The following is a 25,635-nucleotide window of genomic DNA, read 5'->3' on the forward strand; positions in this document are numbered from 1 at the left end:
GCTCCCGGTGGTTCAATCTTTGACGTTTTCGTAAACGTAAGAACTTTATCAGCGCGGATGGATTTTGCAAAGGGTGCTTGAACGCTCCCTATCCGGCAAGCCGGGCAAAACCACCGGGTTTTCCCCGCCGCCGGCTGTCAGTTTGACGCGCGAGGCTTGCAGATCGCGACGTCAGCAGTTACCCAATTGTTAACACATCCAAAAGTGCGCCTTGTTTTCCAGGAGCCACGGCGGATGCTCAAGGAACGAAAGCGCTGCCGCACCGCAAGGCTTTCGCGACAATGTTGATCGGCATGCCCGCCGGCCAGAGAGCTTCGGCTCCAGTGCGGCATGCCCTGCAGCGCGGCCCCATGCCGGTCGTCTGCATCAAGAAGGACGGATAGTGAGCGGACTGGAAACTGCCATCAGACATGCGCTGGAGCGCTCCGACCGGGCGAATTCCGAAACACGGGCGCGTATCTATCAGTCGGCGCGAAACGCGCTCGAGGCCGGCCTCAGGAAGCAGGACGTGCACGATCCGAATGTGATCGCCCAGCAGCGCCACCGCCTCGAAGCGATCATCCATGCCATCGAAGTCGAGGAACGTGCGGCGCTGAAGGCTGCGTCCGTGGCGCCCGCGGTTCGTCTGGATGCTCGTCTTGACGATGACGGGGCTGCCTCGGCGGCGCTCGACGACAGGGTTCACATGCCGCCGGAACGAGCCGCCGGGGAAGCAGTAGGCCCCGTGGTCGATGACGGGCTTGCCGGCGTGCGTCCCGACCGCCGCGAGGCAAACCGCGCGCCGGAGGCAGCCCCCTTCGAACCGGTCGCCGGCAAACGCGGCAAGAAAGCCGCGGCAGTCGCCGCGTTGCCAAAGCCCCGCCGGCGCAAGCGCGACCGCTTGCTGTCCTTCGTCATGGTTGTGGCGACCCTCGTTGCCGCTATCGGGACGGCGGCCTGGTGGGCGCAAACCAGCGGCCTTCTGAAATCGGCCGCCGAGCGCGATACCAGCGTTGCCAATCCGCCCTCGACCGTAATGTCCGAGGATTTCGACGGCGGCGAGGGGCTGAGGACGCTCGGAGCCCAGTCGGGTTTTTCCGGCGACTGGGTCGAGGTGTTCAAGCCTGCCGACGCAGGCAAGGTCACGGCGGGCAGCCGTGCGACGGCTGATGCTGTCAGCGACGAGAGCGGTCAACGCTTGCGCATCACCTCCGCGACCGCCGGGGCTGACGGAAACGTCCGGATCGAAATCCCGGCGTCGGTTCTCGGGCAGATTTCCGGCAAGACGTCGACCGTGGCACTCAGCGTTCGAGCCGATGCGGGCAAGCAGACGCAGTTTTCCGTCGAATGCGACTTCTCCTCGCTGGGCGACTGCGGCCGTCATCGCTTCACGGTGAACGAGGAAACCAGCGACATGCTGTTCAAGGTGACGTTCGACCGCAGTCTGGCGCCGAGCGCTCCCGGGCATATGCTGATCAACAGCGACCTGGCGGGTACCGGCAACAGCCTCGACCTGTTCGCCGTCCGCATTCTTCCCGGGCAATGAACGCAGTGGCCGGGTGAAGAAGCGGCGAAGCGCTACTTCACGAAGCCCGGTCCAGAGCCGAGAATCTTGCCGTCGATCTCGCCGATCGCGTCCTCGTCCTTGCCGTCATAATCGAGCGTCTTCAGCATGTGACGGATGATGTCGAGGCGGGCGCGGCGCTTGTCGTTGGCATGGACGATCGTCCAGGGCGCATGTTCGGTATGGGTTTCCTCGAGCATCCGGTCACGCGCTTCGGTGTAGAGGTCCCATTTCGTCAGCGCGGCGATATCCATCGGCGAGAGCTTCCACACCTTCAGCGGATCGTGCCGCCGGTCGTGGAACCGCTTCAACTGCATCTCGCGGCCGATATCCAGCCAGAATTTGAAAAGGTGAATACCGTCGCCGGTGATAAGCCCCTCGAACCGTGGCGTCTGTTTGAGAAACCGCTTGTTCTGCTCGGGTGTGCAGAAGCCCATGACCGGCTCGACGCCACCCCGATTGTACCAGGAGCGGTCGAACATGACGAACTCGCCGGCCGTTGGAAAATGCGCGATGTAGCGCTGATAATACCATTGCCCCCGTTCCGTCTCGGTCGGCTTGGGCAGTGCGACGACGCGAGCGGAGCGAGGATTCATGTAGGATCGCGTCGCGTAGATCGCACCACCCTTTCCGGCGGCATCGCGACCCTCGAAGATCGCCATCACGCGCTTGCCCGTCGCCTGCAGCCAGAACTGAACCTTGACGAGTTCGATCTGCAGTTTCTTCAGCGCTGCGTCATAGTCGCTGCCGTCGAATTTCTTGTCGTAGGGAAAGCCGCCAGAGGCCAGCGCCTCCTTGTCGATCCAACTCGGCAGTTCGGGGTTGTCGATATCGAAAACCCGCTCCTTGCCGTTGACGACGAGTTTGACCGGCTGCGTTTTTTCGATCCCCACCACGATAGGTTCCCCTTCTGCATTTTCCGCCGGTCGCGATTTCATGGGAGGAGGCCACAATTGAATTGCGAATTCAAGCATGCCGTGAAAATCATTGTCATGAACCTCCGATATCACCGGCTGATTGCATGCCGGTAAGAGAGAGTATGTTGGAAGAGACAAAGACAGTCTGGGAGCGCCTGAAGGACAGGGCTCGCGCGGAGAAGTGGATCATCGGCCTGTCGGCCATCGTCGCGGCGGCGCTCGTATTGGCCGGCATTCACACCGTCGCGGTGCTGCTGTTCTGGATAGTCTGGATGGCGGCGCTTTTCAGCCGTTCGACCGACACCACGCCGCCCGCCGTCCCCGTGTCCCAGGCGGTGGCCGAGGAAACGGATCTGAGTATGCTGGCTGCGGCCTTCCACGCGCTCGACACGCCGATCCTCGTGGTTGCGCCCGACGAAACCGTGGTTCTGCAGAACCATGCGGCCGAAAAGGCCTTCGGCACGATCCCGGCCAACACCGATCTTTCCGCACGGGTTCGCTCGCCCGGGATCCTCGACATGGTCCGGGAGACGATCGCCACCGGCAAGGTAAACCAGATCGAACATTCCGAGCGGTTCCCGTCGGAATCGGTCTACATCGTGCGCGTCGCGCCAGCCGAGATCGGATCGCCTAACGAGCGGCTCTATGTTCTTTCCTATCGCGACATATCGCAGGCACGCCGCATCGACCGGATGCGCTCCGATTTCGTCGCCAATGCCAGCCATGAACTGAGAACGCCACTTGCCTCGCTGCGCGGCTTCATCGAGACGCTGCAGGGGCCGGCGCGCAACGATGCCAAGGCGCACGAGAAATTCCTCGGCATCATGCACGAGCAGGCGACGCGTATGAGCCGCCTTGTCGATGATCTGCTTTCGCTGTCGCGGCTGGAACTCAAATCCCACATTGCGCCGGACGAGGCGGTCGACCTCGCGCCGCTGCTCGGTCATGTGCGGGATGCGCTGTCGCCGCTGGCGGAAGATGTCGGTGTGGAGATTTCGCTGGTCGTGCCGGATGATCCGGTCGTCGTTCAGGGCGATCGCGACGAACTGACCGAGGTTTTCGAAAATCTGATCGAAAACGCCTGCAAATACGGCCAGGAGGGAAAAATGGTCGAAGTGACGCTCTCCGGTGGCGGCGACGCGCCGGCTGAAGTGTCCGTCCGCGATTACGGGCCTGGCATCCCTGCAGAGCACGTTCCGCGTCTTACCGAACGATTCTACCGGGTTAACGTAGAAGCCAGCCGGTCGAAAAAAGGCACCGGGCTTGGGCTTGCCATCGTCAAGCATATCCTCACCCGGCACCGCGCCAGATTGCTCGTCCAGTCGGAAATCGGCAAGGGCACCGTGTTTACCGTAAGGTTTTGACACAAACCGGCTCCCCGAAAAGTCACAAATCTGTTTAATGAAGTAAATTCAATAGTTTAAGCTGTCACAAATGTTTCGTGAAATTGACATAAAAGGTGAGGCCATCGGGCGCTAACTAGGGCGGCCGATCGACACGGCGAAAGCGAGCGCTGATGAAAAGCGCACCCACACAAGCCCATTCTGGGAGAATTCTGATGAAAGCCTTGAAACTCACTGTTGCAGCTTTGGTTGCATCCGCCGCTTTTGCAGGCGTTGCGATTGCCCGCGACCAGATCCAGGTTGCCGGTTCCTCGACGGTTCTGCCTTACGCCAAGATCGTTGCTGAAACCTTCGGCGAAACCTTCCCCGACTTCAAGACTCCGATCGTTGAATCGGGCGGCACCGGTGGCGGCCTGAAGGAATTCTGCAAGGGCGTTGGCCCGGAAACGATCGACATCGCCAACGCTTCGCGCAAGATCAAGGACAGCGAACTCGAGACCTGCAAGGCAGCCGGCGTCACCGAGATCCAGGAGATCAAGATCGGTTATGACGGCATCGTCTTCGCAACCGACGCAGGCAATGCCGAGCTGAAGCTGGTCCCGAAGGACCTCTACCTCGCTCTGGCCGCTGAAATCGTCGTTGACGGCAAGCTCGTTGCCAACCCGTACAAGAAGTGGTCGGAAATCAACAAGGACCTTCCGGACGTTGAGATCGCGGCCTACATCCCGGGCGAAAAGCACGGCACCCGCGAAGTGTTCGAAGAGAAGATTCTTGCTGAAGGCTGCAAGGAAGCCGGCGCCAAGGACGTCATCAAGGGCCTCATCGCCGATGAAAAGGAAGCTGCAAAGAAGTGCGTAGCGGTCCGCAAGGATGGCCTGGCTGTCGATATCGACGGTGACTACACCGAAACGCTCGCCCGCATCGCTTCCAACAAGAACGGCATCGGCGTCTTCGGTCTGGCCTTCTTTGAAAACAACGCCGACAAGCTGAAGGTCGCAACCGTCAACGGCGTTACGCCGTCGGTCGAGACCATCGCTTCCGGTGAGTATCCGGTTTCCCGCCCGCTGTTCTTCTACGTCAAGAAGGCTCACCTTGGCGTGATCCCGGGCCTCAAGGAATATGTCGAGTTCTTCCTTGACGACCAGATGATCGGCCCCGACAGCCCGCTCGCCGCGTATGGCCTGGTTTCGGCTCCGGACGCCGAGCGCGAAGAAGGCCGCAAGGCTTTCGCCGCCGGCAACATGCTCTAACAAGCTGAGCAATATCCGCCACGGCAAATTTGCCGTGGCGGACCTCCCGCGTTCGGATTTGCCGGCTTTCAGTGATTGTCAAAGCCGGGGGGACATGCAGATGAACACATCTCTTATTCTTTTGCTTATTTTGATTGTCGGGTTTGCGGCGTATCTCGCCGGACGCTCCCGGGCTATTGCCACCTCGAACGGCAAGCTTTCGGTTCTCCATTCCCTTCCTGGATATCATGGCACCTATGCAGCGATCTGCGCGATCATCCCGGCGACGATCGTTCTTGCCGTCTGGGCGATTGCAGCACCCGCTTATATCGATAGCGCCGTGCGCAACGCACTCCCGCAAACGGTGCTCAGCCAGGGTGCAGCAACCAGCGAACTCGCGCTCGGGCAGGTGAAGTCCGTTGCCAACGGTTTGAATCTGCTGGATGATGCGGAATTGGCAGCGCTCAACAACGGCTCCGCCAATCTGCGCGACGTGTTGGCCGCAAAAGGTGTTCCACTTGCCGGCGAAGGCGAAGCCTACATGGTCAAATCCGCCGCGCAATTCAATCAGATGACTGCGACAAGTCGCGTCTTGATGGCGGTCGTGGTTCTCCTGATCTCCGCTGCCGGTGCCGTCTTCGCGCTGCGTGGCATCTCCGCGCCGTTCCGCGCCCGCAATCAGGTCGAGCGCGTCATGCTCTGGACCCTGATGCTCGCCTCGTCGATCGCCATCCTGACGACGATCGGCATCGTCGGCTCGATGCTGTCGGAAGCGATCCGCTTCTTCAATTCGGTTTCGCCGGCCAGCTTCTTTTTCGGCACGGTCTGGGATCCGCGTTTCGCCGCAGCCGGCAGCGAGGCGACGCAGGGTCAGTTCGGCCTGCTGCCGCTCCTGGCAGGCACCCTCTACATCGCATTCGTGGCGATGCTGTTTGCCGTGCCGATCGGCCTCTTCGCGGCGATCTACATGTCCGAATATGCCCGGCCTGGCGTCCGCTCGATCGCCAAGCCGCTTTTGGAAATCCTCGCCGGCATCCCTACCATCGTCTACGGCTTCTTCGCCCTGGTCACGGTCGGCCCGTTCCTGCGCGATATTTCCGCCCAGTTGAATGGTCTCGTCACGGGCAACTACGTCTCCTTCATTCAGGCGCAGAGCGTGCTTACGGCCGGTATCGTCATGGGCATCATGCTGATCCCGTTCGTGTCCTCGCTGTCGGACGACATCATCACCCAGGTGCCGCGTGCCCTGCGCGACGGTTCGCTCGGGCTGGGTGCCACCCGGTCGGAAACGATCAAGAAGGTCGTCCTGCCGGCAGCGCTGCCGGGCATCGTCGGTGCCCTGCTTCTCACCGCGTCGCGTGCCGTCGGTGAAACCATGATCGTGGTGCTTGCCGCAGGCGTTGCCGCGCGCATGCAGCTCAATCCCTTCGAGGCGATGACGACGGTCACCGTCAAGATCGTCAATCAGCTGACCGGCGACCTTGAGTTCAACTCGCCGCAGACGCTGGTGGCTTTCGCGCTCGGGATCACGCTGTTCTGCATCACGCTCTGCCTCAACATCTATGCACTCTACATTGTGCGCAAATATCGGGAACAGTACGAATGACCGAGATCGTTTCCTCTTCGTCCCCCGCCTTCGTGCGCCCCACCGCAGCCAGACGCGATATCGGCATCAAGCGCCGCTATGCCGCCGAGCGCCGCTTCCGTGCCTATGGCATGGCGGCGATCGTGATCGGCCTGTTCTTCCTGTTCGTCCTTCTCTGGACGGTCATTTCGAACGGCTACACGGCCTTTCAACAGACGACGATCACGCTGCCGATCGAGTTTGCCGAAAAGGTCATCGACCCGAAGAACGAGCGCGCGGCAAATCCGTCCAAGCTGATGACGGCCAACTATCCGCTGCTGGTGCGCGATGCCCTCGTCAAGGCGCTCGGCATCGATCCGAAGAACCGGGCCGAGGTCAAGAAGGCCACTGAGATGGTGTCCGCAAGCGCCCGCATGCAGCTGCGTGACATCGTCATAGCCAATCCTTCGGTGATCGGCACGACCGTAAACGTGTCGCTGCTTGCCGAAGGCAACATCGACAGCGCCAACAAGGGTCAGATCGATCTCGCAGTCGAGGAATCCAAGCGCAAGGTCAGCGACCAGAAGATCGGCTGGATGAAGACGCTGACCGACAGCGGTGCGATGACGAAGGAATTCAACACCGGCATCTTCACCTTCGGCGCCTCCAGCCGGCCGGAAGCGGCCGGCATCGGTGTGGCAGCCCTCGGCTCGCTCTACATGATGCTGATCGTGCTTGCCTTGGCGCTGCCGATCGGCGTCGCCGCGTCCATCTATCTCGAAGAGTTCGCGCCGAAGAACCGGCTGACGGACCTCATCGAGGTCAACATCAACAACCTCGCCGCCGTCCCCTCGATCGTCTACGGCCTGCTCGGCCTGTCGATCTTCATCAACTTCGCCGGGATGCCGCGCTCGGCGGCGCTGGTCGGAGGCCTCGTCCTGACATTGATGACCCTGCCGACGATCATCATCGCCACCCGCGCGGCACTGAAGGCGGTGCCCCCGTCGATCCGATCGGCTGCCCTTGGGCTCGGCGCTTCGAAGATGCAGACGATCTTCCACCATGTGTTGCCGCTTGCCATGCCGGGCGTGCTGACCGGCACGATCATCGGTCTGGCTCACGCGCTCGGCGAAACGGCGCCGCTGCTCCTGATCGGCATGGTGGCCTTCGTTGTCGACTACCCCGGTTCCCCGATGGAACCGTCTACCGCGTTGCCCGTGCAGATCTACATGTGGGCCAATGAAGCCGAACGTGCATTTGTCGAACGGACCTCGGGCGCGATCATCATTCTGTTGATTTTCCTCGTGGTTATGAACCTTGGCGCAATCCTGTTGCGGCGTCGCTTTGAGCGTCGCTGGTAGTGAGGTAAGAACATGAACATGATGTCAGAAGCAGCAGTTGAAAAGGCGCTGGATCAGAAAATGAACGCTGTTCCCTTCAAGATGATCGGCAAGGACGTTTCGGTCTATTACGGCGAGAAGCGCGCGCTTTTCGATGTTAACCTCAATGTTCGCGAAAACACGGTAACGGCACTGATCGGCCCGTCCGGCTGCGGCAAGTCGACCTTCCTGCGCACCTTGAACCGCATGAACGACACGATCGACAATTGCCGTGTGATGGGCAAGATCACCCTCGACGAGGACGATATCTACGATCCGAGTATCGACGTCGTCGAACTGCGCGCCCGCGTCGGCATGGTCTTCCAGAAGCCGAACCCCTTCCCGAAGTCGATCTACGAGAACGTCTCCTATGGCCCGAAGATCCATGGCCTGGCACGCTCCAAGGCCGATTTCGACCAGATCGTCGAACAGAGTCTGCAAAAGGCAGGCCTGTGGAACGAGGTGAAGGACCGCCTGCATGAACCGGGCACCGGCCTCTCCGGTGGTCAGCAGCAGCGCCTGTGCATTGCGCGCGCCGTTGCCGTCAGCCCCGAGGTGATCCTGATGGACGAGCCGTGCTCGGCTCTCGACCCGATCGCGACGGCCAAGGTCGAGGAACTGATCCACGAGCTGCGGACCAATTTCACCATCGTCATCGTTACTCACTCGATGCAGCAGGCGGCACGCGTTTCGCAACGCACCGCCATGTTCCATCTCGGCAATCTGGTCGAGGAAAACGACACCGACAAGATGTTCACCAATCCGGATGACCAGCGCACCCAGGACTACATCATGGGCCGCTTCGGCTGACGATATGTCTCGCCGTTTCCCGTTGTGAGACGGCAGCGCCCTTGAAACCGGATTGTGACGAAGGAAAAACAATCATGTCCACGCACATTGTTTCCGTCTACGACGAAGACCTGAAATACCTGACACGGCGCATTTCCGAGATGGGCGGCCTTGCCGAACAGATGGTCGCCGAATCCGTGCGCGCGCTGGTCAATGCCGACCTCGCGCTTGCTCAAAAGGTCATTTCTGACGATACCATCCTCGACGAGGCGGAGCGTCAGATCGGCGAGAAGGCGATCGTCACCATCGCCAAACGCCAGCCGATGGCAGCTGACCTGCGCGAAATCATGGGTTCCATCCGCATCGCGGCCGACCTCGAGCGCGTCGGCGATCTCGGCAAGAACACGGCAAAGCGGGTGATCGCCGTTTCCAGCGCCAGCCTGCCACGCCAGCTCGCCCGCGGTCTCGAGCATCTGGCCGAGCTTGCGCTGATGCAGCTCAAGGAAGTGCTGGACGTCTATGCGTCGCGTTCGCCGGAAAAGGCCAACAGCATTCGTGAGCGCGACAATGAAATCGACGCGATCTACACATCGCTGTTTCGCGAGCTCCTGACCTACATGATGGAAGACCCGCGCAACATCACGCCGTGCACGCATCTCCTGTTCTGCGCCAAGAACATCGAGCGCATCGGCGACCATGCCACCAACATCGCCGAGACGATCTACTATATGGCAACCGGCGCCCAGCCGGTGGGTGAACGTCCGAAGGATGATACTGCCAACACCGTCGGCGCGTTCGGCAAGTGATCTGCCGTCGTAAGTTAATGCTTACATTTTGATTGCCCGGGCGGCCTTGTGGACCCGGCGGGCGAGCCCCTTGCGTTGAGGCCAAGGTGTCAAGGAGTTGAGACAGCATGCTGCCAAGAATTGCCGTTGTCGAAGACGAGGAGGCGCTGAGCGTTCTCCTGCGCTACAATCTCGAGGCTGAAGGGTTCGAGGTCGATACGATCAACCGCGGCGACGAAGCCGAAATCCGCCTGCAAGAGCGCCTGCCGGACCTCCTGATCCTCGATTGGATGTTGCCGGGAGTTTCCGGCATCGAGTTGTGCCGCCGGCTTCGCCAGCGTTCCGAAACCGAGCGCCTGCCGATCATTATGCTGACGGCGCGCGGCGAAGAGAGCGAGCGGGTTCGCGGTCTTGCCACCGGGGCCGACGATTATGTGGTCAAACCGTTCTCCACGCCGGAGCTGATGGCCCGGGTGAAAGCGATGCTGCGCCGCGCCAAGCCGGAGGTGCTGTCGACGCTGCTGAAATGCGGCGATATCGAGCTCGACCGCGAAACCCACCGCGTCCACCGCAAGACCCGGGAAGTCCGCCTCGGGCCGACCGAGTTCCGGCTGCTGGAATTCTTCATGGCCTCGCCCGGCCGCGTCTTTTCGCGGTCTCAACTGTTGGATGGCGTCTGGGGTCACGACATCTATGTCGACGAGCGCACTGTCGACGTGCATGTCGGTCGCCTGCGCAAGGCGCTCAACTTTTCCAACATGCAGGACGTGATCCGAACCGTGCGCGGCGCCGGCTATTCCCTGGAGGGCTGATTGCATGAAAAAGGGGCCTGTTGGCCCCATTTTCATGTTCGGCGTCCGCGGGCCTTCAGCGAGCCCGGCGGCGCTCGGCGGATGGCTGATAGGCCAGCTTTGCGTGAAAGGTGCAATAGGGCGACGTGTCGGGCGAGTCATTGCCGCAGAAATGAAACTCGTCCTTCATCGGATCGCCGATCGGCCACTTGCAGGTGCGGTCGGTGAGCTGCGTCAGCGCCAGGCGGCGGGACATCGGTACGACCACGTTGCCGACCGGCGCGTCGTTCTGATCCTCGACGGCGTCGATTTCCATCTCTTCCTTCATGACGGTGGCGCCGGTGGTGCGCGTCACGGTGCGGGTGGCGACGCGCGCAGCATAGTTGGGCGCACGCGGGGCAGACGTTGCTGGACGCTTGGTGCGGGTGGCGGTCGTTGTACTTCCGCCGGCCTTGGCGCGGCCGGGCAGGCAAAGCCGGTGCACCTTGCCGATAACTGCGTTTCGGCTGACGCCGCCAAGCTGCGCGGCAATCTGGCTCGCGCTCAATCCTTCTGACCACAACTTCTTGAGTTTCTCGACCCGCTCGTCAGTCCAGTTCATGGTCTTTTCTCCATTCACAGCGTTGGTGATGGTCGAATCCTCCACCGTCCCCCGGACAGGCGCCGAGGTTGAAACGCGATAACTCTTTTGGTGACTAGGTCCGCCGCATGCGTTCTAGTAATTGTTTGTTAAGGTAGAGGTAGGGGGACTCGCTGACAAGAGTCCCAGGAATCCGAGCGAATCGATTTTCGAGTTTTCCCCAACTTGCTTGGTGTGCGTGGCATTTTTGCAAGAGTGTCCGATCAAAAAAAACCATGTCGCGTTGTTGGCGCAAATTGCCGCAAATCACCGGCTTTTGTTGACATTGCGGTGCGAAATGAAGATAGTGATTTTGCCGCCGCGAGGCGGCATTTTGATTTTTTAAGGGCTGGCCACAGTCCGAGCTGAGCCAACCGAAACAATCACCTTGGATGATTGAGGAGACATGCGCCATGGCCGATGCCACGCCGCTCTATGACACATATGCCCGCGCGCCCCTAAGGTTCGAACGCGGCGAAGGCGTCTGGCTGGTTGCGGAGGATGGCACCCGCTATCTCGATTTTGCCGCCGGCGTTGCGGTCAATTCGCTCGGCCATGCCCATCCGCACCTCGTTTCGGCGCTGAAGGATCAGGCCGACAAGGTCTGGCATCTCTCCAACCTCTATGAGATTCCCGGACAGGAAAGCCTCAGCCGCCGGCTGACCGAGGCAACCTTCGCCGACAAGGTGTTTTTCACCAATTCGGGTGCGGAAGCACTGGAATGCGCCATCAAGACGGCGCGGCGCTACCACTTCTCCAAGGGGCACCCGGAAAAGTTCCATATCATTACCTTCGAAGGCGCCTTCCATGGCCGCACACTGGCGACGATCGCCGCCGGCGGCCAGGCAAAGTATCTCGAAGGCTTCGGCCCGAAGGCCCCGGGCTTCTACCAGGTACCATTCAATGATATGCCGGCGGTGAAGGCGGCCATCACGGAGGAAACCGCAGCGATCCTGATCGAGCCGATCCAGGGCGAGGGCGGCATTCGCATGGTTTCCAAGGAGTTCCTGCAGGAACTGCGCTCGCTCTGCGACGAATACGGACTGCTTCTGATCCTTGACGAGGTCCAGTGCGGCATCGGCCGGACCGGCAAGCTGTTTGCCTACGAATGGGCAGGCATCACGCCGGATATCATGGCGGTTGCCAAGGGCATCGGCGGCGGTTTCCCGCTCGGCGCCTGCCTTGCAACGGCGGAGGCTGCGTTCGGCATGATCGCTGGTACGCATGGTTCGACGTATGGCGGCAATCCGCTGGCGATGGCCGTCGGCAATGCCGTCCTCGACGTCGTGCTGGCCGACGGCTTTCTGCAGCATGTCCGCGACGTGGCGCTGGTCTTCCGCCAGGGGCTCGCCTCGCTTGCCGATCGGTTCCCTGATATCATTGAGGAAATCCGCGGCGATGGCCTGATGCTCGGCATCAAGGCCAGGGTACCGTCAGCGGACCTGCTCAAGGCGATCCGCGCCGAGCGGCTCCTCGCCGTGCCTGCCGGTGAAAACGTCATCCGCCTGCTGCCGCCGCTGGTGACGACGGCGGAGGAAGCCCGCGAAGGCCTGTCGCGGCTCGAGCGCGCGGCCGAACAGCTGACGGTGGAACGACGAAAGGCCTCGGCCTGAGCGACGTTCCCCTTCCCAAGCTGAAAACACAGGACTTTGAAATAGAATGGCCAGACACTTTCTCGATCTTTCCGCCATGACGGCAGGCGACCTGCGGACGATCATCGACGATGCCCGGGTTCGCAAGGCCGCCACCAAGGCCGGCACGGCGGAAAAACCGCTTGTCGGCAAGATGCTGGCGATGATCTTCGAAAAACCGTCGACCCGCACGCGCGTCTCCTTCGATGTCGGCATGCGCCAGCTCGGCGGCGAGACCTTGTTCCTTTCAGGCACCGAGATGCAGCTCGGCCGCGCCGAAACCATCGGCGACACGGCCAGGGTGCTGTCGCGCTATGTCGATGCCATCATGATCCGCACGACCGATCACTCGCGCCTGCTGGAACTCGCCGAACACGCAACCGTGCCGGTGATCAACGGCCTGACGGATACGACGCATCCCTGCCAGATCATGGCCGATATCATGACCTTCGAGGAGCATGCAGGTCCGGTGAAGGGCAAGACCATTGCCTGGACCGGCGACGGCAACAATGTGTTGCATTCCTTCGTCGAAGGGTCCGCGCGTTTCGGCTATCGGATGAACATGGCAGTGCCGCTGGGTTCCGAGCCGGACGACAGGATCCTCAACTGGGCCCGCAACAATGGCGGCGACATCAAGCTCTATCACGAGGCCGAACAGGCGGTCGCAGGTGCCCATTGCGTCGTCACCGACACCTGGGTGTCGATGAACCAGGAGCATCGGGCGCGCGGCCACAATGTGTTCCAACCGTTCCAGGTCAATGCAGCGCTGATGGCGAAGGCCGACAAGGACGCGCTGTTCATGCATTGCCTGCCCGCCCATCGCGGCGAGGAGGTGACGGACGAGGTGATCGACGGCAAGCAGTCGGTCGTCTTCGACGAGGCGGAAAACCGCCTGCATGCGCAAAAATCGGTTCTGGCCTGGTGCCTCGGCGCACTCTGAGCGTCTGCGCCGCACATATTGAAAACCGGACCGCGGCACACGATCTAAGCTGCAATTGGATGACCCGTGGGGCTTAGGCCTCCTCGCCCGGTCAGCCGCGTTCAGAAGTCCAACCTCGGTTCTTTCATCCGCAGCTGCGTGGAGAAGAGCGAGCAGCCGTTTTCTCAGCACTGATCTGGACAAAACGGACCTGCGCAGGATCAATAAGAGCATCGGACATCGCGTCGTCATAGGCCCCAGCCTTTGTGGCTGGTCGATGTCCGAGGGCTAAGGAGCAGAGTGATGACGGAAGCCATGCCAGGCCTCGGCCAATTCGATTTCGCCGGCGACGATCATGTCGTGCCGTTTCAGGTAGAGGGCCTAGATGTGCGCGGGCGGGCCGTGCAGCTCGGCCCGATGCTCGACGCCATTCTCGAACGTCACAATTATCCGCTGCCGGTCGCCCGTCTGGTTGCCGAAACGGTGGTGCTGACGGTGCTGCTCGGCACGTCGCTGAAATTCGAGGGCAAGCTGATCGTCCAGACGAAAAGCAATGGTCCGGTCGATCTGGTCGTCGCCGACTTCTCGACGCCCGACCGGGTGCGCGCCTATGCCCGCTACGATGAGGAAGCCGTGTCGCTCGCCGAAGAAAATGGCCTCACCAAGCCGGAGCATTTGCTGGGGGAAGGCATTCTCGCCTTCACCATCGATCAGGGCGCGCATACGCAGCGTTATCAGGGCATCGTACCGCTCGATGGCGCCTCGCTGGAGGAAATCGCGGGCGTCTATTTTCGCCAGTCGGAACAGATCCCGACCAAGGTGCGCCTCGGCGTCGCCGAATTGCTCGACCGCGACGAGAACGGCAAACCGCGACATCGGTGGCGGGCGGGCGGCATGGTTGCGCAGTTCTTGCCCGAAGCGCCGGAGCGCATGCGCCAGGCGGACCTTCACGGCGGTGACGGCGACAACGGCGAAAATGCCTTCGAAGTCGATGATCACTGGGACGAGGCAAGCGTCATGGTCGAGACCATCGACGCCGATGAGCTGACCGATCCGACGGTCGGTACCGAGCGGTTGCTCTACCGGCTGTTCCATGAGCGTGGTGTCAAGGTCTATCCGCCCCAGCCCGTTTACGACAGGTGCAGCTGTTCGCGCGAGAAGCTGCGCGATGTCCTGGCGAGCCTTAGTCAGGAGGATCTCGATCACGCGGTCGAGGACGGAATGGTATCGGTCACGTGCGAGTTCTGCTCGACGACCTATCGCTTCGAGGCAACGGAAGTGAAGCCGCAGTAACAGGCTGCGGCTGGAGCAAATCCCAAGAGCGGTGCGAAGCTCTAGTTCAGCGTCCGGGCCTGGCCTGGTGAATCCAGCGAAAAGGCGGGGATGTCGACCGTGAAGATGTCGCCGTCCGGTGTTTCCATCGAATAATGGCCGAACATCACGCCCGACGGTGTGTCCAGCGGGCAGCCCGAGGAATATTCATAGGTGTCGCCGGGATTGAGAACCGGTTGCTCGCCGATGACGCCCGGCCCGTTGACTTCGTCCACCTGGCCGTTTTCGTCGGTAATGTGCCAGTAGCGCGTCATCAAGCGCACGGTCTTGCCGGAAAAATTGGAGATCAGGATCCGGTAGCCCCAGACATAGCGGCTGTCCTCCGGATCGGACTGCTCCTCCAGATAGTAAGGCTCTACGGTCACCTCGATATCGCGAGTTAGCGCGCGGTACATATGCAAACCCTTTTCAAGTCTACCGGCGATATTCTACAGCAAGATGGTTTCGTCAAGAATAATGGACAGCGTAAACTGTTAGGATAGGGTACAGCATGCTCGACGGTCACTTCAGGCGGCGACTTGCTCCCCGGCTCGATCACGCCGGCCAGGCGTTGGCGCGCCGCGGCGTCGGCGCGAACACGGTGGCGGTCACGGGCTTCGTGCTCGGATTGGCCGCCGCCCTTGCCATCGTTCTCGACGCTTTCGCCTGGGGCTTCGTTCTGATCGGCGCAAGCCGGATCTGCGATGGGCTGGATGGCGCCGTCGCGCGTGCGACTGACCGCACGGATTTCGGCGACTTCCTCGATACCGTCCTCGATTTCGCCTTCTACGGCCTCATCCCCTTCGCCTTCGTCCTCGCCGACCCCTATGAAAACGGCGCAGCGGGCGGTTTGCTGCTTCTGTCTCTCTATATCAATGGCGCGAGCTGCCTCGCCTTTGGCGTCATGGTCGAGAGGGGCGGCCTCGCCACGGACGCGCAGCGCGTGAAGTTGCTCTCTGTTACCACGGGTCTTGCCGAGGCAACGAAAACGATTGCCGTGTTCCTCGCCTTCTGCCTGCTGCCGCACTGGTTCTCGGAGATCGCCATCGGCTTTTCCCTTGTCTGCTTCTACACGGCGCTGTCGCGCGTCATGTTGGCGCGGGCGCGTTTCAGGGCTGAGACGCAAGCATGAAAAACGCCCCCATCCGTGCGGATGCGGGCGTTTGCAAAAAAAAGCCGGAAATCAGGCCCCGATGGCTTTCAGTGCCCGGGCGAAGTCCTCAATCAGGTCTTCGCTGTCTTCGATGCCGGCCGAGAAGCGCACGGTGCCCGGCGAAATGCCGAGTTCGGCGCGGGCTTCCTCCGACAGGTTCTTGTGTGTCGTCGTCGCCGGATGGGTGATCAGGCTCTTGCTGTCGCCGAGATTGTTGGAAATCAGCACGACGTCGAGCGCGTTCTGCAGCGCGAAGGCGGCTTCCTTGCCGCCCTTCAGTTCGAAGCACACCAGCGTCGAGCCGCCCTTCATCTGCCGGGCAATGATATCGGCTTGCGGATGATCCTTGCGGCCGGGATAGATCACGCGGGCGACCTCAGGCTGTTCGGCAAGGAAGTCGGCGACGCGCGCGGCGTTCTCGCTCTGCTGGCGCACGCGCAGCGGCAGGGTCTCGATGCCCTTCAGCAGCGTCCAGGCATTGAACGGCGACAGCGCCGGGCCGGTGTGGCGGAAATAATCGTGCAGGTGTTCGTTGATCCATTCCTTGTCGGAAAGGATGATACCGCCGAGGCAGCGGCCCTGGCCGTCGATGTGCTTGGTGGCGGAATAGACGACAATATGGGCGCCGAGTTCCAGCGGCTTCTGCAGAAGCGGCGTCGCAAAGACGTTGTCGACCACCACCTTGGCGCCGATCGCATTGGCGATCCTGGCGACACCGGCGATATCGACCACTTCCAGGGTCGGATTGGTCGGGCTCTCGAGGAACAACACCTTGGTGTTCGGCTTGACCGCCTTTTCCCAGTTTTCGAGGAAGCGCCCGTCGATCAGCGTGCATTCGATGCCGTATTTCGGCGCCAGCGTCTCCACTACCCAGCGGCAGGAGCCGAACAGGGCGCGGGCGGCGACGATATGGTCGCCGGCCTTGAGCTGGCACAGAATGGCCGCCGAAACCGCCGCCATGCCGGATGCCGTGGCGCGCGCGTCCTCCGCACCTTCCAGCATACACATGCGCTGTTCGAACATGTCGTTGGTCGGGCTGCCGTAGCGGGCGTAGATGAAGCCGTCGGTCTCGCCCTTGAAGCGCGCCTCGGCGGCTTCCGAGCTGTCATAAACGAAGCCCTGGGTCAGGAAGATGGCTTCTGAGGTTTCGCCGTGGTTCGAACGGGTCGTGCCGCCATGAACGAGCTGTGTTGCCGGGCGCCAGTTTTTGCTCATCGGATCGTCGCTTTCACAAACAAAAAAACCGGCCGCAAAAGCAAGCCGGTTTCGAACCCGGCCTTTTTAGCTATTTGTTTAACGTGGCTGCAAGCCGACCGGCCAAATCACCACGGGATAATCCTCCAAATACTGCGCAAGCATGCTTGCGTCAATTCCCTTGAACAAGAAGATATGTCACAGGGACAATCTGGTTTATGACGTGCTGCTTGCGGCAAAAAGGAACACGGGATGACGAGGGCAACAGGCATTCTAGCCGATCGCGCCATAGCGGCGTTGTTTGAGACGGGGCGTCTGAAAAGCGAGGGTGCGCTGGATATCGACCAGATCCAGCCGGCAAGCCTCGACCTGCGCCTGGGCTCGAAAGCCTTTCGCGTGCGCGCCAGCTTCCTGCCGGGCCCCAGTCATCTCGTGGCTGACAAGCTTGACCGGCTGAAACTGCATGTCGTCGATCTGTCCGAGGGGGCCGTGCTCGAGACCGGCTGCGTCTACATCGTGCCGCTGATGGAAAGCGTCGACCTGCCTGCCGACATGTCGGCCTCGGCCAATCCGAAGAGCTCGACCGGCCGGCTGGATATCTTCACCCGCGTTATCGCCGATCGCGCCCAGGAATTCGACAAGATACCCGCCGGCTATTCCGGCCCGCTCTACCTCGAAATCAGCCCGCGCACCTTCCCGGTGATCGTGCGGCGCGGCTCGCGCCTGTCGCAGATCCGTTTCCGCATCGGCCACTCGCTGCTCAGCGAAGCCGAGGTCTTGGCGCTGCATGAAAGCGACGTGCTGGTTGCCAGCGAAAAGCCGAACGTCTCCGGCGGCGGCATCGCGCTTTCCATCGACCTCAAGGGAACCGGCGCCGACGGCCTGATCGGCTATCGCGGCAAGCACCACACCGCTGTCGTCGATGTCGACAAGAAGGCCGAGCATGGCATCTTCGATTTCTGGGAGCCGCTCTATAGCCGCGGCCGCGACGAACTGATCCTCGATCCCGACGAATTCTACATTCTCGTCTCGCGTGAGGCGGTGCATGTGCCGCCGCTCTATGCCGCGGAAATGACGCCGTTCGATCCGCTGGTCGGCGAATTCCGAGTCCATTATGCCGGCTTCTTCGACCCCGGCTTCGGCCACGCCTTTGCGGGCGGAACGGGCAGCCGCGCCGTGCTCGAAGTTCGCAGCCACGAGGTTCCCTTCATCCTGGAGCATGGCCAGATCGTCGGCCGGCTGGTCTATGAGCACATGATGGAGCGGCCGGAAGGCCTCTATGGTCTCGGTCTCGGCTCCAACTACCAGGCGCAGGGACTGAAGCTGTCCAAGCATTTCCGCTCGGAATAAAGGTGCCCGCCATCCGAAGCCACCTTGACAGCCGGCAGCGCTTGGTGGAAACCTCCTAAGCCGACGCGGGTATGATGTAGTGGTAGCTTGTCAGCTTCCCAAGCTGATCGTGCGGGTTCGATTCCCGCTACCCGCTCCACCTTGTTTCCTAAGGTTTGAGGGCACTCGGCACCCTCTCAAGCAGACGGTTTAACGCCAGTTTTACACTTTTCGTTCTGGCTTTGGCCCTGTCGATCGTTTGATCACCGCTGAGTGGCGGCTATGCGGCTCACGTATCTCCGATAGGATATCAATCACAATGATGCCTTTTAGCGCATTCCAGCTACGGAGCTCGGGCATTTCCTCGGCAGCGTATTGGTGCTACTCCTGTGCCTATGATTCTGTTTTTACTTAATTTTATCTAGCTTCTAGGAGGGACCGCATGACAGTTCAAATCAACGCATTTGATCCCGACAACAATGGTATCGGCATCAGCTTTAGCCGGTATCTCAGCCAAAAATTCGCGTTCGACAATGTTTCTGCAGCGCTCTCCACGGACACGGATGTGACCGAATATGCGTTTATTGGTGCAGATGGCGGGGGCGTCATTTTTCATTCTTCCACCGGCTGGACCCTTGATCCTGGCACCGGCAACGTTGTCGGCACCCTCGACAGCATCTCTTTCGGTCAGCAAACTGCGGTGGCGGTTGATGGAACATTCAGCCAATCTGCAGAGATGTCCATGTCCGGCCTCGACATTTTCGGCTCAGATCTGCAGACGATCTTCGATCAGGCATCCGACGGCGATTTCATGCAGCTCAATGGTACGGTCTATAATGATGCCTTCAATGTGGTCGGATCATCAAGCAAGGACAGTTTCAGGGGCGGTGGACAAAGCGACGTCATTCATGGTGGTGCCGGGGATGATCGCATCCAGGGCAGCGGCGGACGAGATGAAGGGGACCGTCTATTCGGGGACAGCGGAAATGACCGAGTGATCGGCAGTTTTGGTGACGATGTCATCTACGGCGGAAGTGGTGACGACGTCATCGATGCGAAGCTCGGCGACGACATTGTCAAAGGTGGAACCGGCAACGACAAACTGTACGGCAATAGGGGCGACGACAAACTGTACGGTGATAGCGGCGACGACTTTATCTCAGGCGGTAGAGGCGAAGACCGCATCTACGGCGGGTCCGGCAACGATGAACTTTACGGCTCTAGTAGCCCCGACGTATTCGTGTTCGAAAACGATGCCGGTGATGATATCATCACCGATTTCAAAGCAGGCAAAGCCGGTAAGGATGTAATCCTTTTCCATGACGTTGGCCTGCACTCGTTTGCCGACGTGCTCGACCATGCAGCTGACACGACTGGCGGCATGCTTATCATCTACGACGAGGGGTCGCTTCTCCTTGAAAACGTCAAGTTAGCGCAACTCGACAAGCACGACTTCTTGTTCAGCTAACGTCCGCTTATGTCAAACGGGTGGCTTCCATAGGGCCGCTGCTCGAAGCCCTTATCCCTCTAGGGATTTTGCGAAAGGGGGACTGTTCACGAGGCGGCCCCCCAATTATCGTTCGGTCTTGCGCTGCGCTCCCAGCGCATGAATTCGACGGGGTTTTCAGTGGGAGGGGCCGGCTTTGCAGGCGCCCGGCCTGGCGCCTACATCCTGTTCGAAACGTTCGGCATTAAAGTTCCGGACCATCGTCGACCTTCGTCCAGACGAGTGACCATTCATCCCTGCCGCCTTCGTTGTGGACGTAGCGGCCGTGCCCGGCACGCTGATCGCGCCACGCGTCCTTGATGACCCATTCCGGCGGGGCAATTCCCGGCAGGTTCAGTGTCTGCAGGGTGTCGTGCAGTTCCGGGAGCGTGGTGACCCTTCGGATGGCACGCCGGCCGTTCGCTTTGATCTTCCAGGCATAGTGCGCCATAGCGATATCAGGGTCGATTTTCATCGTATCCTCCTTTTTACGCTAGAACATAAGGAACAACTAATTTGTTCCTTCATGCCGGGATCCGTCAATGCGGAGCGCGCTGATTCATCCGCCTTCGGGTACGATTTCCGCCGACCGCGCCTGCTTTTCGTCCTATGCCTCGCCGACGGGGCTATGTGGCGTCTTGTTCCAGGAGAACGGATTGGTCCTGAGTTCCAGCAGAGCTCTCCAGGCGGCCAGTGACATGATCAGCCAGTAGAACGGCACGTAAACCCAATTCCTGCCCACCGCCCGTCTCTCGCTCGCTCCCATGCGGTTGCGGCCGAGCGCAATAAAGACGGCATAACTGCCGAAGATATTGATGATGTCGCAGGCAAACAGCCAGAAGGCGAGCCAGCTGTCCACATGGGTGCTGTCCTGGAGCATCATCCATGTCAGATAGACGAGAAATCCGATGACGATGGGGTGGCAGAGCGAGGATAAAAGCATGCCTGCGATCAGAACCTGAAATACGGCAAAGGACGGCCAGCCAGTTTCCCTGGCAAGTTGCGCAGGTTTGCGCATCAGCACGAGCCAGGTCTGCAGCCAGCCCTTGAACCAGCGCGTTCGCTGGCCGAGCCAGATCGGCAGCGTCACCGGCGCTTCCTCGAAGGTGGGCCTGAGGATGACACGGGAGCGATAGCCCAGGCGATGCAGGCGCATGCCAAGGTCCGCATCCTCGGTCATGTTGTATGGATCCCAGCCGCCGATGTGCCGCAGCTCCGCTGTCCGAAAATGGTTGGATGTCCCGCCAAGCGGCAGCGGCAGGCCGGTCAGGGACAGCATCGGCAACAGCCCGCGAAAAAGCCCGGCATATTCCACCGCAAACAGCGCGCTCAGCCAGGATTGCCGGGCATTGGTGACGATCAAGGGGGCCTGCAGGCAGATCACGCGCTCCGGTGCCGCCATGAACGCGGCATGGGCCTCGCGCAGCTGGCCGGGATGCGGCCGGTCTTCCGCGTCATAGACGGTCACGAAGGCGCCGCGAACCCCGGGCAGGGCATAGCTCAGGGCCTTCGGCTTGGTGCGTGGCAGGTGCACGGGCACAAGCACGATCTCATATTCGGGCGCGAGCGGCAGGGCGCGCAACGCGGCGATCGTCTCGACATCATCCTCCTCGCAGATCAGCTTGATATCGAGGCGCGAGCGTGGCCAGTCGAGCCGGTCCAGCGCTGCGATCAACTGTGCGGCCACGCTTTCTTCCTTGTAGAGTGCGACCAGTACCGAATAGACGGGCAGGGGACCGACCGTCTCGTCCTCCATGGGGGGCCTTCGCCCGGAGCGCTGCTGCAGGAAGGCGCAGCCGAGCGCATAGAACCGTACGAGAAAGTTGGCCAGGTAGAACAGCGTCAGGACGATATGCAGCATCAGGAGGCTGACGATCGGCAGTGTGATCGCGGCTGCGACCAGCGCGCCGAGCATGACGCCGGCATAAAATCCCTGCTTGCCCCAGAAGGTGATGCGGGCGCTGTGAAGGGGGGTCGTTTCGAAAAGTGCCTGCGTCGTCGCCGTTACCCGGCGCCGGCGCCCGGCCTGCCAGGCCGCATTGCGCACGGCCGAAGGGGTGGAGACGGCGATCGACTGGCGCAGCGGTGGCGTTCGTTCAAGAAGCGCCGCCATCTCGTCCAGCCGGGAAAGCGAAGGAACGATCACAGTGATCGGCGGGCGGCTTGCGTGATGAATACGCAGCATTTCCGGCCGGATGATCTGCGTATCGATCCCCGCAATATCCTGCACCCGGTTCGGGTCGATATCCGGCATGAAGTCGAGCCCGAGCCTTTCGGCCAGAGCTGCGAAATAGATGGCCTCATTGATGTCGCCAGAGGCGAGAAGTTCCTCCTCGACGGTCGTTCCGTGCTCTTCGGCCAGGAGCATGGCCTGCGCAATCAAGGGCTTGCCGATGCCCATCTGCAGCAACAGGCGGCCTTCCCGTTTCAAAGCCAGAGAGAACAGTTGCGCCGTTGCGGCAGACGGCGTTCGTCTGCCCGGCGCTTGATTTGCGGTAGCCATTCCGGAATTGTCCGGATAATCTTCCAGCCGCATGCAATCCCCGTCGCCGCCTGGCGGCAATATCCCCTTATCTGATCCCGGGAATGATCATAGTGATACGCGCGCTCCGTGCACTTCTAAAATTCAATGGGATTTTCACGTTGTGTGTGCTGCTGATTGCAGCGTTTTCGGGCCTTTCACGGGCGGCCGGCGTTCACGACCTGCCTTTGTTGTTTGACGCGCGCGAGCGGATCGCGAAACCGGATCTGAGCGGCCTCGCCCGCCTGCGCTTTCTGACGACGGTGGATTTCCCGCCTTTCAACTTCATCGACCAGTCGGGCAAGCTTTCAGGCTTCCATGTCGATCTGGCGCGGGAAATTTGCCGGGAACTGGAGATCGAGGCCAAATGTCAGATCCAGGCCGTGACTTTCGCGGAACTGCAGTCCGCGCTCGAGGACGGGCAGGGAGAGGCAATTATCGCGGGGATTGGCATCAGCCCCGAGCTTCGGCAGCGTTTCGCCTTTTCCCGCGCCTTCATGACGCTGCCCGCCCGATTTGCGGCCAATCGGCAGGCCATGGGGAGCGATCTCGCCGTCAGCGCGCTCGGCGGCAAGCCGGTCGGTGCGGTATCCGGGACGACACACGAAGCGATGCTGAAGGCGTTCTTTCCGACGTTCGAGGTCAGGTCATTTGCCAGCCGCGATGCGATGCTCACGGCGCTGAAGAGCGGGGCTGTTGCTGCAGCCTTCTCCGATGGCATGCAACTGTCCTTCTGGACGGCGGGCAATGACGCTGCCAATTGCTGTACGCTTCTGGACGGCGCTTATTTCTCGCAGCGTTTCCTCGGGGAGGGGCTGACGATCATGAACCGCAAGGGCGACCCGGCCCTCACGCAGGCGATCGATCACGCTCTGCTCGAACTCTCGCGCAAGGGCCGTCTCAATGAAATCTACCTGCGGTATTTTCCCGCCGGCATTTACTGATCGCTGTCTCTCTGCCGGTTATTTGCGGAAGCGGGCGATGGCGCTGCGCTCGATGGCGGCGCAGGTAAGCTTGTCGAGCCCCAGCCGGTCCCGAAGAAGCTGCAGCAGCCGGATTTCCTCGTTCAGGACGGAATGATCCGTCGCGGCAAGCTCCACGGCGACGGCATAAGCCGTATCGTAGAGCCGGGGCGGGAGCGCCTCGCGCACGACTTCAAGCGCGATGTCCAGTCCTTCCGCGCCGTCGAGCAGAGCCCCGCATTCCCGCGCCACATGCACCAGCCGGTCATGATCGAAGCCGTCAAAGACCGGCAGGTGGCGAGCCAGCCGGCCGATACCCTCCAGTTCGTTATCGGTCATGGTCTTGTCGACTGCCGACATCATCACCATCACATAGATGAGAGCTTCCTGAGGACTGAGGTTATCGGGCATGACGATCCGTGCTGCTGGGACTAGGCAAAGAGGTATGGACCGGGGCTGTCTCTTACAAGTCCGGTTGAAGCATATCGGTATTGATTGGCGGCTCCTCGGGCGTCGTCGCTTCATCAAGCGGGGCATGCGCTGCGCCGACGGAGCGGGGATCGTCGCCGAAAATGCCGAGACCGGATTGTCTTGCCGCTTCCACCCTGGTTTCGAGCGGTGATCCCGCCGATGCCTCCGCCCAGCCGTTTTTGGCGAGCCAGACTGCGAGATCGATGCCGTTGACGGTGCAGGTGGTGGTCAGCGTGCCTTGCCAGCCGTTTTTCGGGACGTTGCACAACAGCGCGCGGGCCCGCAGGAAGTTGCGGAATGCGGTGCGCGCCACGAGGCCGCAGGGCCAGCGCTTGCCATTGGCGTCGCAGGTCCGATCGGCTGTCTGCGAGACCAGCCCGTCAAGCTGCAGCAGGCGGTCGCCATCGAACTGGATCAGCCCCGCCGAGAGCGCTACCGGATGGCGAAGGACGGAGGCGATGGGTTCGGGTTTTGCCACGGGCTCGGACAGCGACTGGCGGGCCTCGATGCGCTTGAGCGGCTTTGCCGTCACCTCCTCAGGCAAGCCGAATTGTTCCGGTGCGATGTCGCGCACGGGCGTGCTCAAGGGATCGACCGTGCCGTTTTCCGCGGGATCGACCGGCACCTCTTCGCCAACGTCCGTTTCCACACCGCCCAGATCCGGTACATCGCTGAGCTCGGGTGTTTCAAGCGTGAATTCGGGAGCGGCCGCGCTTTGTTGTCCCTGAATGACCGATGCGCCGCCTTTGAGAAGCGCGACAGTCAGAAAAATGCCAAGCAATCCGCCGGCGATGGTGGTGAGGGGCCGCTTCATCAGGAAAACTGTCCTATTGGCTGGCCCAGATGATACGGGCTATCCAGTCAACCTCGCTGAGCTCGAATGTGCGGTTCGGATGCTCCGGGTTAAGCGAAAGCAGCTCGATGCTGCGGGCAGTCTGGCGCACCAGAACCTTGGCCATCACCTCGCCCTCGGTCGTTTTCACCACGACACGGTCGCCGCGGCGGATCTGTGCTCCGGGTTCGACGATCAGCACGTCGCCGTCGCGATAGAGCGGCAGCATGCTGTCGCCCTGGATTTCCAATGCATAGACGCCGGCCCTGGCACCCGGTGCGGCCGGAAATTCGACCACATCCCAGCCCTGGCCGGCCGGAAAGCCGCCATCGTCGAAAAAGCCGCCGGCGCCTGCCTGGGCGAAGCCGAGCAGGGGGATAGAGCCGGTTTGCGGCGGAAACGCGCCGTCAGGCAGCGAGCCGGACGCCGGTCCGGGGCGCAGGAATTCCATAAACTGGGTGATTGTCGAGCCGGTGGCATCGAGGACCTTGGCAATCGATTCGGTCGACGGCCAGCGTTCGCGTCCATCAGCAGAGTGCCGCTTGGACTTGTTGAACGACGTCGGATCGAGCCCCGCCCGCCGGGCGAGACCCGAAGGCGATAGCTGGTGACGCTCGGCGAGCGCATCGATCGCGCCCCAGATCCGGTCATGTGAAAACATCGTTGCGCATCCTGCGGGCGGTGAAGCGTAACGCTTTCTCTGCTGTTTGCTTCCTGCCGTCTGGCAGGAACATTAGCGAAACCGCGGCCTTTAGTAAAGTATTCAAGGAAAATAATCCTGCAACTACGCCGTTTTACCACAATCACACGATTGAAACGCAGGATCGCCGACCGGATGCGTGGAAACTGTGAGAGGCTGGGGGAGGT

At 61.1% G+C, this 25,635-nt stretch carries 24 protein-coding genes, 1 tRNA gene and 1 riboswitch; of the genes, 16 read left to right on the plus strand and 9 right to left on the minus strand.

The genetic code is table 11. From position 1 onward, the window contains the following. Positions 1–382 precede the first annotated feature (382 nt). Positions 383–1,525, plus strand: a complete 1,143-nt coding sequence (locus tag JNB71_RS09385) for a biotin transporter BioY (protein WP_220371552.1) — start codon at positions 383–385, stop codon at positions 1,523–1,525. A gap of 32 nt (positions 1,526–1,557) precedes the next feature. Here the strand turns inward: JNB71_RS09385 and ppk2 are convergent, their stop codons facing one another. Further along, the gene (ppk2, locus tag JNB71_RS09390) at positions 1,558–2,439 is read right to left on the minus strand and encodes a polyphosphate kinase 2 (protein WP_431028517.1); all 882 of its coding nucleotides are present in this window, start codon (positions 2,437–2,439) and stop codon (positions 1,558–1,560) included. A gap of 143 nt (positions 2,440–2,582) precedes the next feature. Between ppk2 and phoR the strand changes: the two genes are divergently transcribed. The 7 genes from phoR to phoB all read left to right on the plus strand — a co-directional run bounded on the left by phoR (position 2,583) and on the right by phoB (position 10,361). Then, a complete protein-coding gene (gene phoR, locus JNB71_RS09395; protein WP_220371554.1) occupies positions 2,583–3,824 on the plus strand; it encodes a phosphate regulon sensor histidine kinase PhoR in 1,242 nt (413 codons plus the stop codon). A 194-nt stretch (positions 3,825–4,018) separates the two neighbouring features. After that, positions 4,019–5,053 carry a substrate-binding domain-containing protein gene (locus JNB71_RS09400; protein ID WP_220371555.1) on the plus strand — a complete coding sequence of 345 codons (1,035 nt, stop codon included), beginning with the start codon at positions 4,019–4,021 and terminating at the stop codon, positions 5,051–5,053. A 100-nt stretch (positions 5,054–5,153) separates the two neighbouring features. Continuing rightward, a complete protein-coding gene (gene pstC / locus JNB71_RS09405; protein ID WP_220371556.1) occupies positions 5,154–6,638 on the plus strand; it encodes a phosphate ABC transporter permease subunit PstC in 1,485 nt (494 codons plus the stop codon). Further along, positions 6,635–7,957, plus strand: a complete 1,323-nt coding sequence (gene pstA, locus JNB71_RS09410) for a phosphate ABC transporter permease PstA (protein ID WP_220371557.1) — start codon at positions 6,635–6,637, stop codon at positions 7,955–7,957. Before pstC ends, pstA begins: the two co-directional genes overlap by 4 nt. A gap of 12 nt (positions 7,958–7,969) precedes the next feature. Then, on the plus strand, positions 7,970–8,785 hold the full coding sequence (pstB, locus tag JNB71_RS09415) for a phosphate ABC transporter ATP-binding protein PstB (protein ID WP_220371558.1): 816 nt from the start codon (positions 7,970–7,972) through the stop codon (positions 8,783–8,785). 74 nt (positions 8,786–8,859) lie between these two features. Then, entirely contained in the window at positions 8,860–9,570 is a 711-nt protein-coding gene (phoU, locus tag JNB71_RS09420; RefSeq protein WP_222857233.1) for a phosphate signaling complex protein PhoU, read from the plus strand. Between the two features lie 107 nt (positions 9,571–9,677). Then, positions 9,678–10,361, plus strand: a complete 684-nt coding sequence (phoB, locus tag JNB71_RS09425) for a phosphate regulon transcriptional regulator PhoB (RefSeq protein ID WP_220371559.1) — start codon at positions 9,678–9,680, stop codon at positions 10,359–10,361. A 55-nt stretch (positions 10,362–10,416) separates the two neighbouring features. Here the strand turns inward: phoB and JNB71_RS09430 are convergent, their stop codons facing one another. Next, a complete protein-coding gene (locus JNB71_RS09430) occupies positions 10,417–10,941 on the minus strand; it encodes a GcrA family cell cycle regulator (protein WP_220371560.1) in 525 nt (174 codons plus the stop codon). 431 nt (positions 10,942–11,372) lie between these two features. Here JNB71_RS09430 and JNB71_RS09435 point away from each other — a divergent pair, with 431 nt between their 5' ends. The 3 genes from JNB71_RS09435 to JNB71_RS09445 all read left to right on the plus strand — a co-directional run bounded on the left by JNB71_RS09435 (position 11,373) and on the right by JNB71_RS09445 (position 14,802). Then, on the plus strand, positions 11,373–12,572 hold the full coding sequence (locus JNB71_RS09435; protein ID WP_220371561.1) for an aspartate aminotransferase family protein: 1,200 nt from the start codon (positions 11,373–11,375) through the stop codon (positions 12,570–12,572). A gap of 46 nt (positions 12,573–12,618) precedes the next feature. Next, positions 12,619–13,530: an ornithine carbamoyltransferase gene (argF, locus tag JNB71_RS09440; RefSeq protein ID WP_220371562.1), complete on the plus strand. Its 912-nt coding sequence runs from the start codon at positions 12,619–12,621 to the stop codon at positions 13,528–13,530. Positions 13,531–13,812: 282 nt separating this feature from the next. Beyond that, the gene (locus JNB71_RS09445; RefSeq protein ID WP_220371563.1) at positions 13,813–14,802 is read left to right on the plus strand and encodes an Hsp33 family molecular chaperone; all 990 of its coding nucleotides are present in this window, start codon (positions 13,813–13,815) and stop codon (positions 14,800–14,802) included. Between the two features lie 41 nt (positions 14,803–14,843). Here JNB71_RS09445 and apaG read toward each other — a convergent pair whose 3' ends face one another. After that, a complete protein-coding gene (gene apaG, locus JNB71_RS09450; RefSeq protein ID WP_018324031.1) occupies positions 14,844–15,236 on the minus strand; it encodes a Co2+/Mg2+ efflux protein ApaG in 393 nt (130 codons plus the stop codon). Positions 15,237–15,331: 95 nt separating this feature from the next. Here apaG and JNB71_RS09455 point away from each other — a divergent pair, with 95 nt between their 5' ends. Further along, complete coding sequence (locus JNB71_RS09455) at positions 15,332–15,952, plus strand: CDP-alcohol phosphatidyltransferase family protein (RefSeq protein WP_220371564.1); 621 nt, start codon at positions 15,332–15,334, stop codon at positions 15,950–15,952. A 51-nt stretch (positions 15,953–16,003) separates the two neighbouring features. Here JNB71_RS09455 and JNB71_RS09460 read toward each other — a convergent pair whose 3' ends face one another. Next, a complete protein-coding gene (locus JNB71_RS09460) occupies positions 16,004–17,188 on the minus strand; it encodes an O-succinylhomoserine sulfhydrylase (protein ID WP_220371565.1) in 1,185 nt (394 codons plus the stop codon). 45 nt (positions 17,189–17,233) lie between these two features. After that, positions 17,234–17,312, minus strand: a riboswitch (SAM riboswitch). Positions 17,313–17,419: 107 nt separating this feature from the next. Between JNB71_RS09460 and JNB71_RS09465 the strand changes: the two genes are divergently transcribed. From JNB71_RS09465 to JNB71_RS09475, 3 genes are all read left to right on the plus strand, one after another. Next, positions 17,420–18,517, plus strand: a complete 1,098-nt coding sequence (locus JNB71_RS09465) for a 2'-deoxycytidine 5'-triphosphate deaminase (protein WP_220371566.1) — start codon at positions 17,420–17,422, stop codon at positions 18,515–18,517. 65 nt (positions 18,518–18,582) lie between these two features. Next, a tRNA-Gly gene (locus JNB71_RS09470) sits at positions 18,583–18,656 on the plus strand. A gap of 282 nt (positions 18,657–18,938) precedes the next feature. Continuing rightward, positions 18,939–19,964, plus strand: coding sequence for a calcium-binding protein (locus JNB71_RS09475; protein WP_220371567.1), 1,026 nt, complete (start codon positions 18,939–18,941; stop codon positions 19,962–19,964). A 223-nt stretch (positions 19,965–20,187) separates the two neighbouring features. On the opposite strand, the gene JNB71_RS09480 is transcribed toward JNB71_RS09475, so the two are convergent. Together JNB71_RS09480 and JNB71_RS09485 are read right to left on the minus strand one after the other, a co-directional pair. Continuing rightward, positions 20,188–20,457, minus strand: coding sequence for a hypothetical protein (locus JNB71_RS09480; RefSeq protein ID WP_220371568.1), 270 nt, complete (start codon positions 20,455–20,457; stop codon positions 20,188–20,190). 132 nt (positions 20,458–20,589) lie between these two features. Beyond that, positions 20,590–22,485: a glycosyltransferase family 2 protein gene (locus tag JNB71_RS09485; RefSeq protein WP_223215809.1), complete on the minus strand. Its 1,896-nt coding sequence runs from the start codon at positions 22,483–22,485 to the stop codon at positions 20,590–20,592. Between the two features lie 92 nt (positions 22,486–22,577). On the opposite strand from JNB71_RS09485, the gene JNB71_RS09490 reads away from it, so the two are divergent. After that, positions 22,578–23,447 carry a transporter substrate-binding domain-containing protein gene (locus tag JNB71_RS09490; RefSeq protein ID WP_431028526.1) on the plus strand — a complete coding sequence of 290 codons (870 nt, stop codon included), beginning with the start codon at positions 22,578–22,580 and terminating at the stop codon, positions 23,445–23,447. Positions 23,448–23,465: 18 nt separating this feature from the next. Here JNB71_RS09490 and JNB71_RS09495 read toward each other — a convergent pair whose 3' ends face one another. The 3 genes from JNB71_RS09495 to JNB71_RS09505 are packed head-to-tail and all read right to left on the minus strand — an operon-like array spanning position 23,466 to position 25,429. Then, complete coding sequence (locus tag JNB71_RS09495; protein WP_220371571.1) at positions 23,466–23,876, minus strand: tellurite resistance TerB family protein; 411 nt, start codon at positions 23,874–23,876, stop codon at positions 23,466–23,468. A gap of 52 nt (positions 23,877–23,928) precedes the next feature. Further along, the gene (locus JNB71_RS09500; protein WP_220371572.1) at positions 23,929–24,750 is read right to left on the minus strand and encodes a thermonuclease family protein; all 822 of its coding nucleotides are present in this window, start codon (positions 24,748–24,750) and stop codon (positions 23,929–23,931) included. 13 nt (positions 24,751–24,763) lie between these two features. Continuing rightward, on the minus strand, positions 24,764–25,429 hold the full coding sequence (locus JNB71_RS09505; RefSeq protein WP_220371573.1) for a S24 family peptidase: 666 nt from the start codon (positions 25,427–25,429) through the stop codon (positions 24,764–24,766). Between the last annotated feature and the right edge of the window lie 206 nt (positions 25,430–25,635).

It is taken from the genome of Rhizobium herbae (genome assembly GCF_019511375.1).
Lineage (GTDB): Bacteria > Pseudomonadota > Alphaproteobacteria > Rhizobiales > Rhizobiaceae > Pararhizobium > Pararhizobium herbae_A.

Bases quoted from the DNA above. Each gene is read 5' to 3' on its own strand.
- phoR (WP_220371554.1), top strand. From the start codon at position 2,583: ATGTTGGAAGAGACAAAGACAGTCTGGGAGCGCCTGAAGGACAGGGCT.
- pstB (WP_220371558.1), top strand. From the start codon at position 7,970: ATGAACATGATGTCAGAAGCAGCAGTTGAAAAGGCGCTGGATCAGAAA.
- JNB71_RS09465 (WP_220371566.1), top strand. From the start codon at position 17,420: ATGACGAGGGCAACAGGCATTCTAGCCGATCGCGCCATAGCGGCGTTG.
- JNB71_RS09500 (WP_220371572.1), bottom strand. From the start codon at position 24,750: ATGAAGCGGCCCCTCACCACCATCGCCGGCGGATTGCTTGGCATTTTT.
- apaG (WP_018324031.1), bottom strand. From the start codon at position 15,236: ATGTACCGCGCGCTAACTCGCGATATCGAGGTGACCGTAGAGCCTTAC.
- JNB71_RS09505 (WP_220371573.1), bottom strand. From the start codon at position 25,429: ATGTTTTCACATGACCGGATCTGGGGCGCGATCGATGCGCTCGCCGAG.
- JNB71_RS09480 (WP_220371568.1), bottom strand. From the start codon at position 20,457: ATGAAAATCGACCCTGATATCGCTATGGCGCACTATGCCTGGAAGATC.
- JNB71_RS09400 (WP_220371555.1), top strand. From the start codon at position 4,019: ATGAAAGCCTTGAAACTCACTGTTGCAGCTTTGGTTGCATCCGCCGCT.
- phoB (WP_220371559.1), top strand. From the start codon at position 9,678: ATGCTGCCAAGAATTGCCGTTGTCGAAGACGAGGAGGCGCTGAGCGTT.
- JNB71_RS09475 (WP_220371567.1), top strand. From the start codon at position 18,939: ATGACAGTTCAAATCAACGCATTTGATCCCGACAACAATGGTATCGGC.
- JNB71_RS09435 (WP_220371561.1), top strand. From the start codon at position 11,373: ATGGCCGATGCCACGCCGCTCTATGACACATATGCCCGCGCGCCCCTA.
- argF (WP_220371562.1), top strand. From the start codon at position 12,619: ATGGCCAGACACTTTCTCGATCTTTCCGCCATGACGGCAGGCGACCTG.
- JNB71_RS09445 (WP_220371563.1), top strand. From the start codon at position 13,813: ATGACGGAAGCCATGCCAGGCCTCGGCCAATTCGATTTCGCCGGCGAC.
- JNB71_RS09485 (WP_223215809.1), bottom strand. From the start codon at position 22,485: ATGGCTACCGCAAATCAAGCGCCGGGCAGACGAACGCCGTCTGCCGCA.
- phoU (WP_222857233.1), top strand. From the start codon at position 8,860: ATGTCCACGCACATTGTTTCCGTCTACGACGAAGACCTGAAATACCTG.
- JNB71_RS09495 (WP_220371571.1), bottom strand. From the start codon at position 23,876: ATGCCCGATAACCTCAGTCCTCAGGAAGCTCTCATCTATGTGATGGTG.
- JNB71_RS09460 (WP_220371565.1), bottom strand. From the start codon at position 17,188: ATGAGCAAAAACTGGCGCCCGGCAACACAGCTCGTTCATGGCGGCACG.
- pstA (WP_220371557.1), top strand. From the start codon at position 6,635: ATGACCGAGATCGTTTCCTCTTCGTCCCCCGCCTTCGTGCGCCCCACC.
- JNB71_RS09430 (WP_220371560.1), bottom strand. From the start codon at position 10,941: ATGAACTGGACTGACGAGCGGGTCGAGAAACTCAAGAAGTTGTGGTCA.
- pstC (WP_220371556.1), top strand. From the start codon at position 5,154: ATGAACACATCTCTTATTCTTTTGCTTATTTTGATTGTCGGGTTTGCG.
- JNB71_RS09455 (WP_220371564.1), top strand. From the start codon at position 15,332: ATGCTCGACGGTCACTTCAGGCGGCGACTTGCTCCCCGGCTCGATCAC.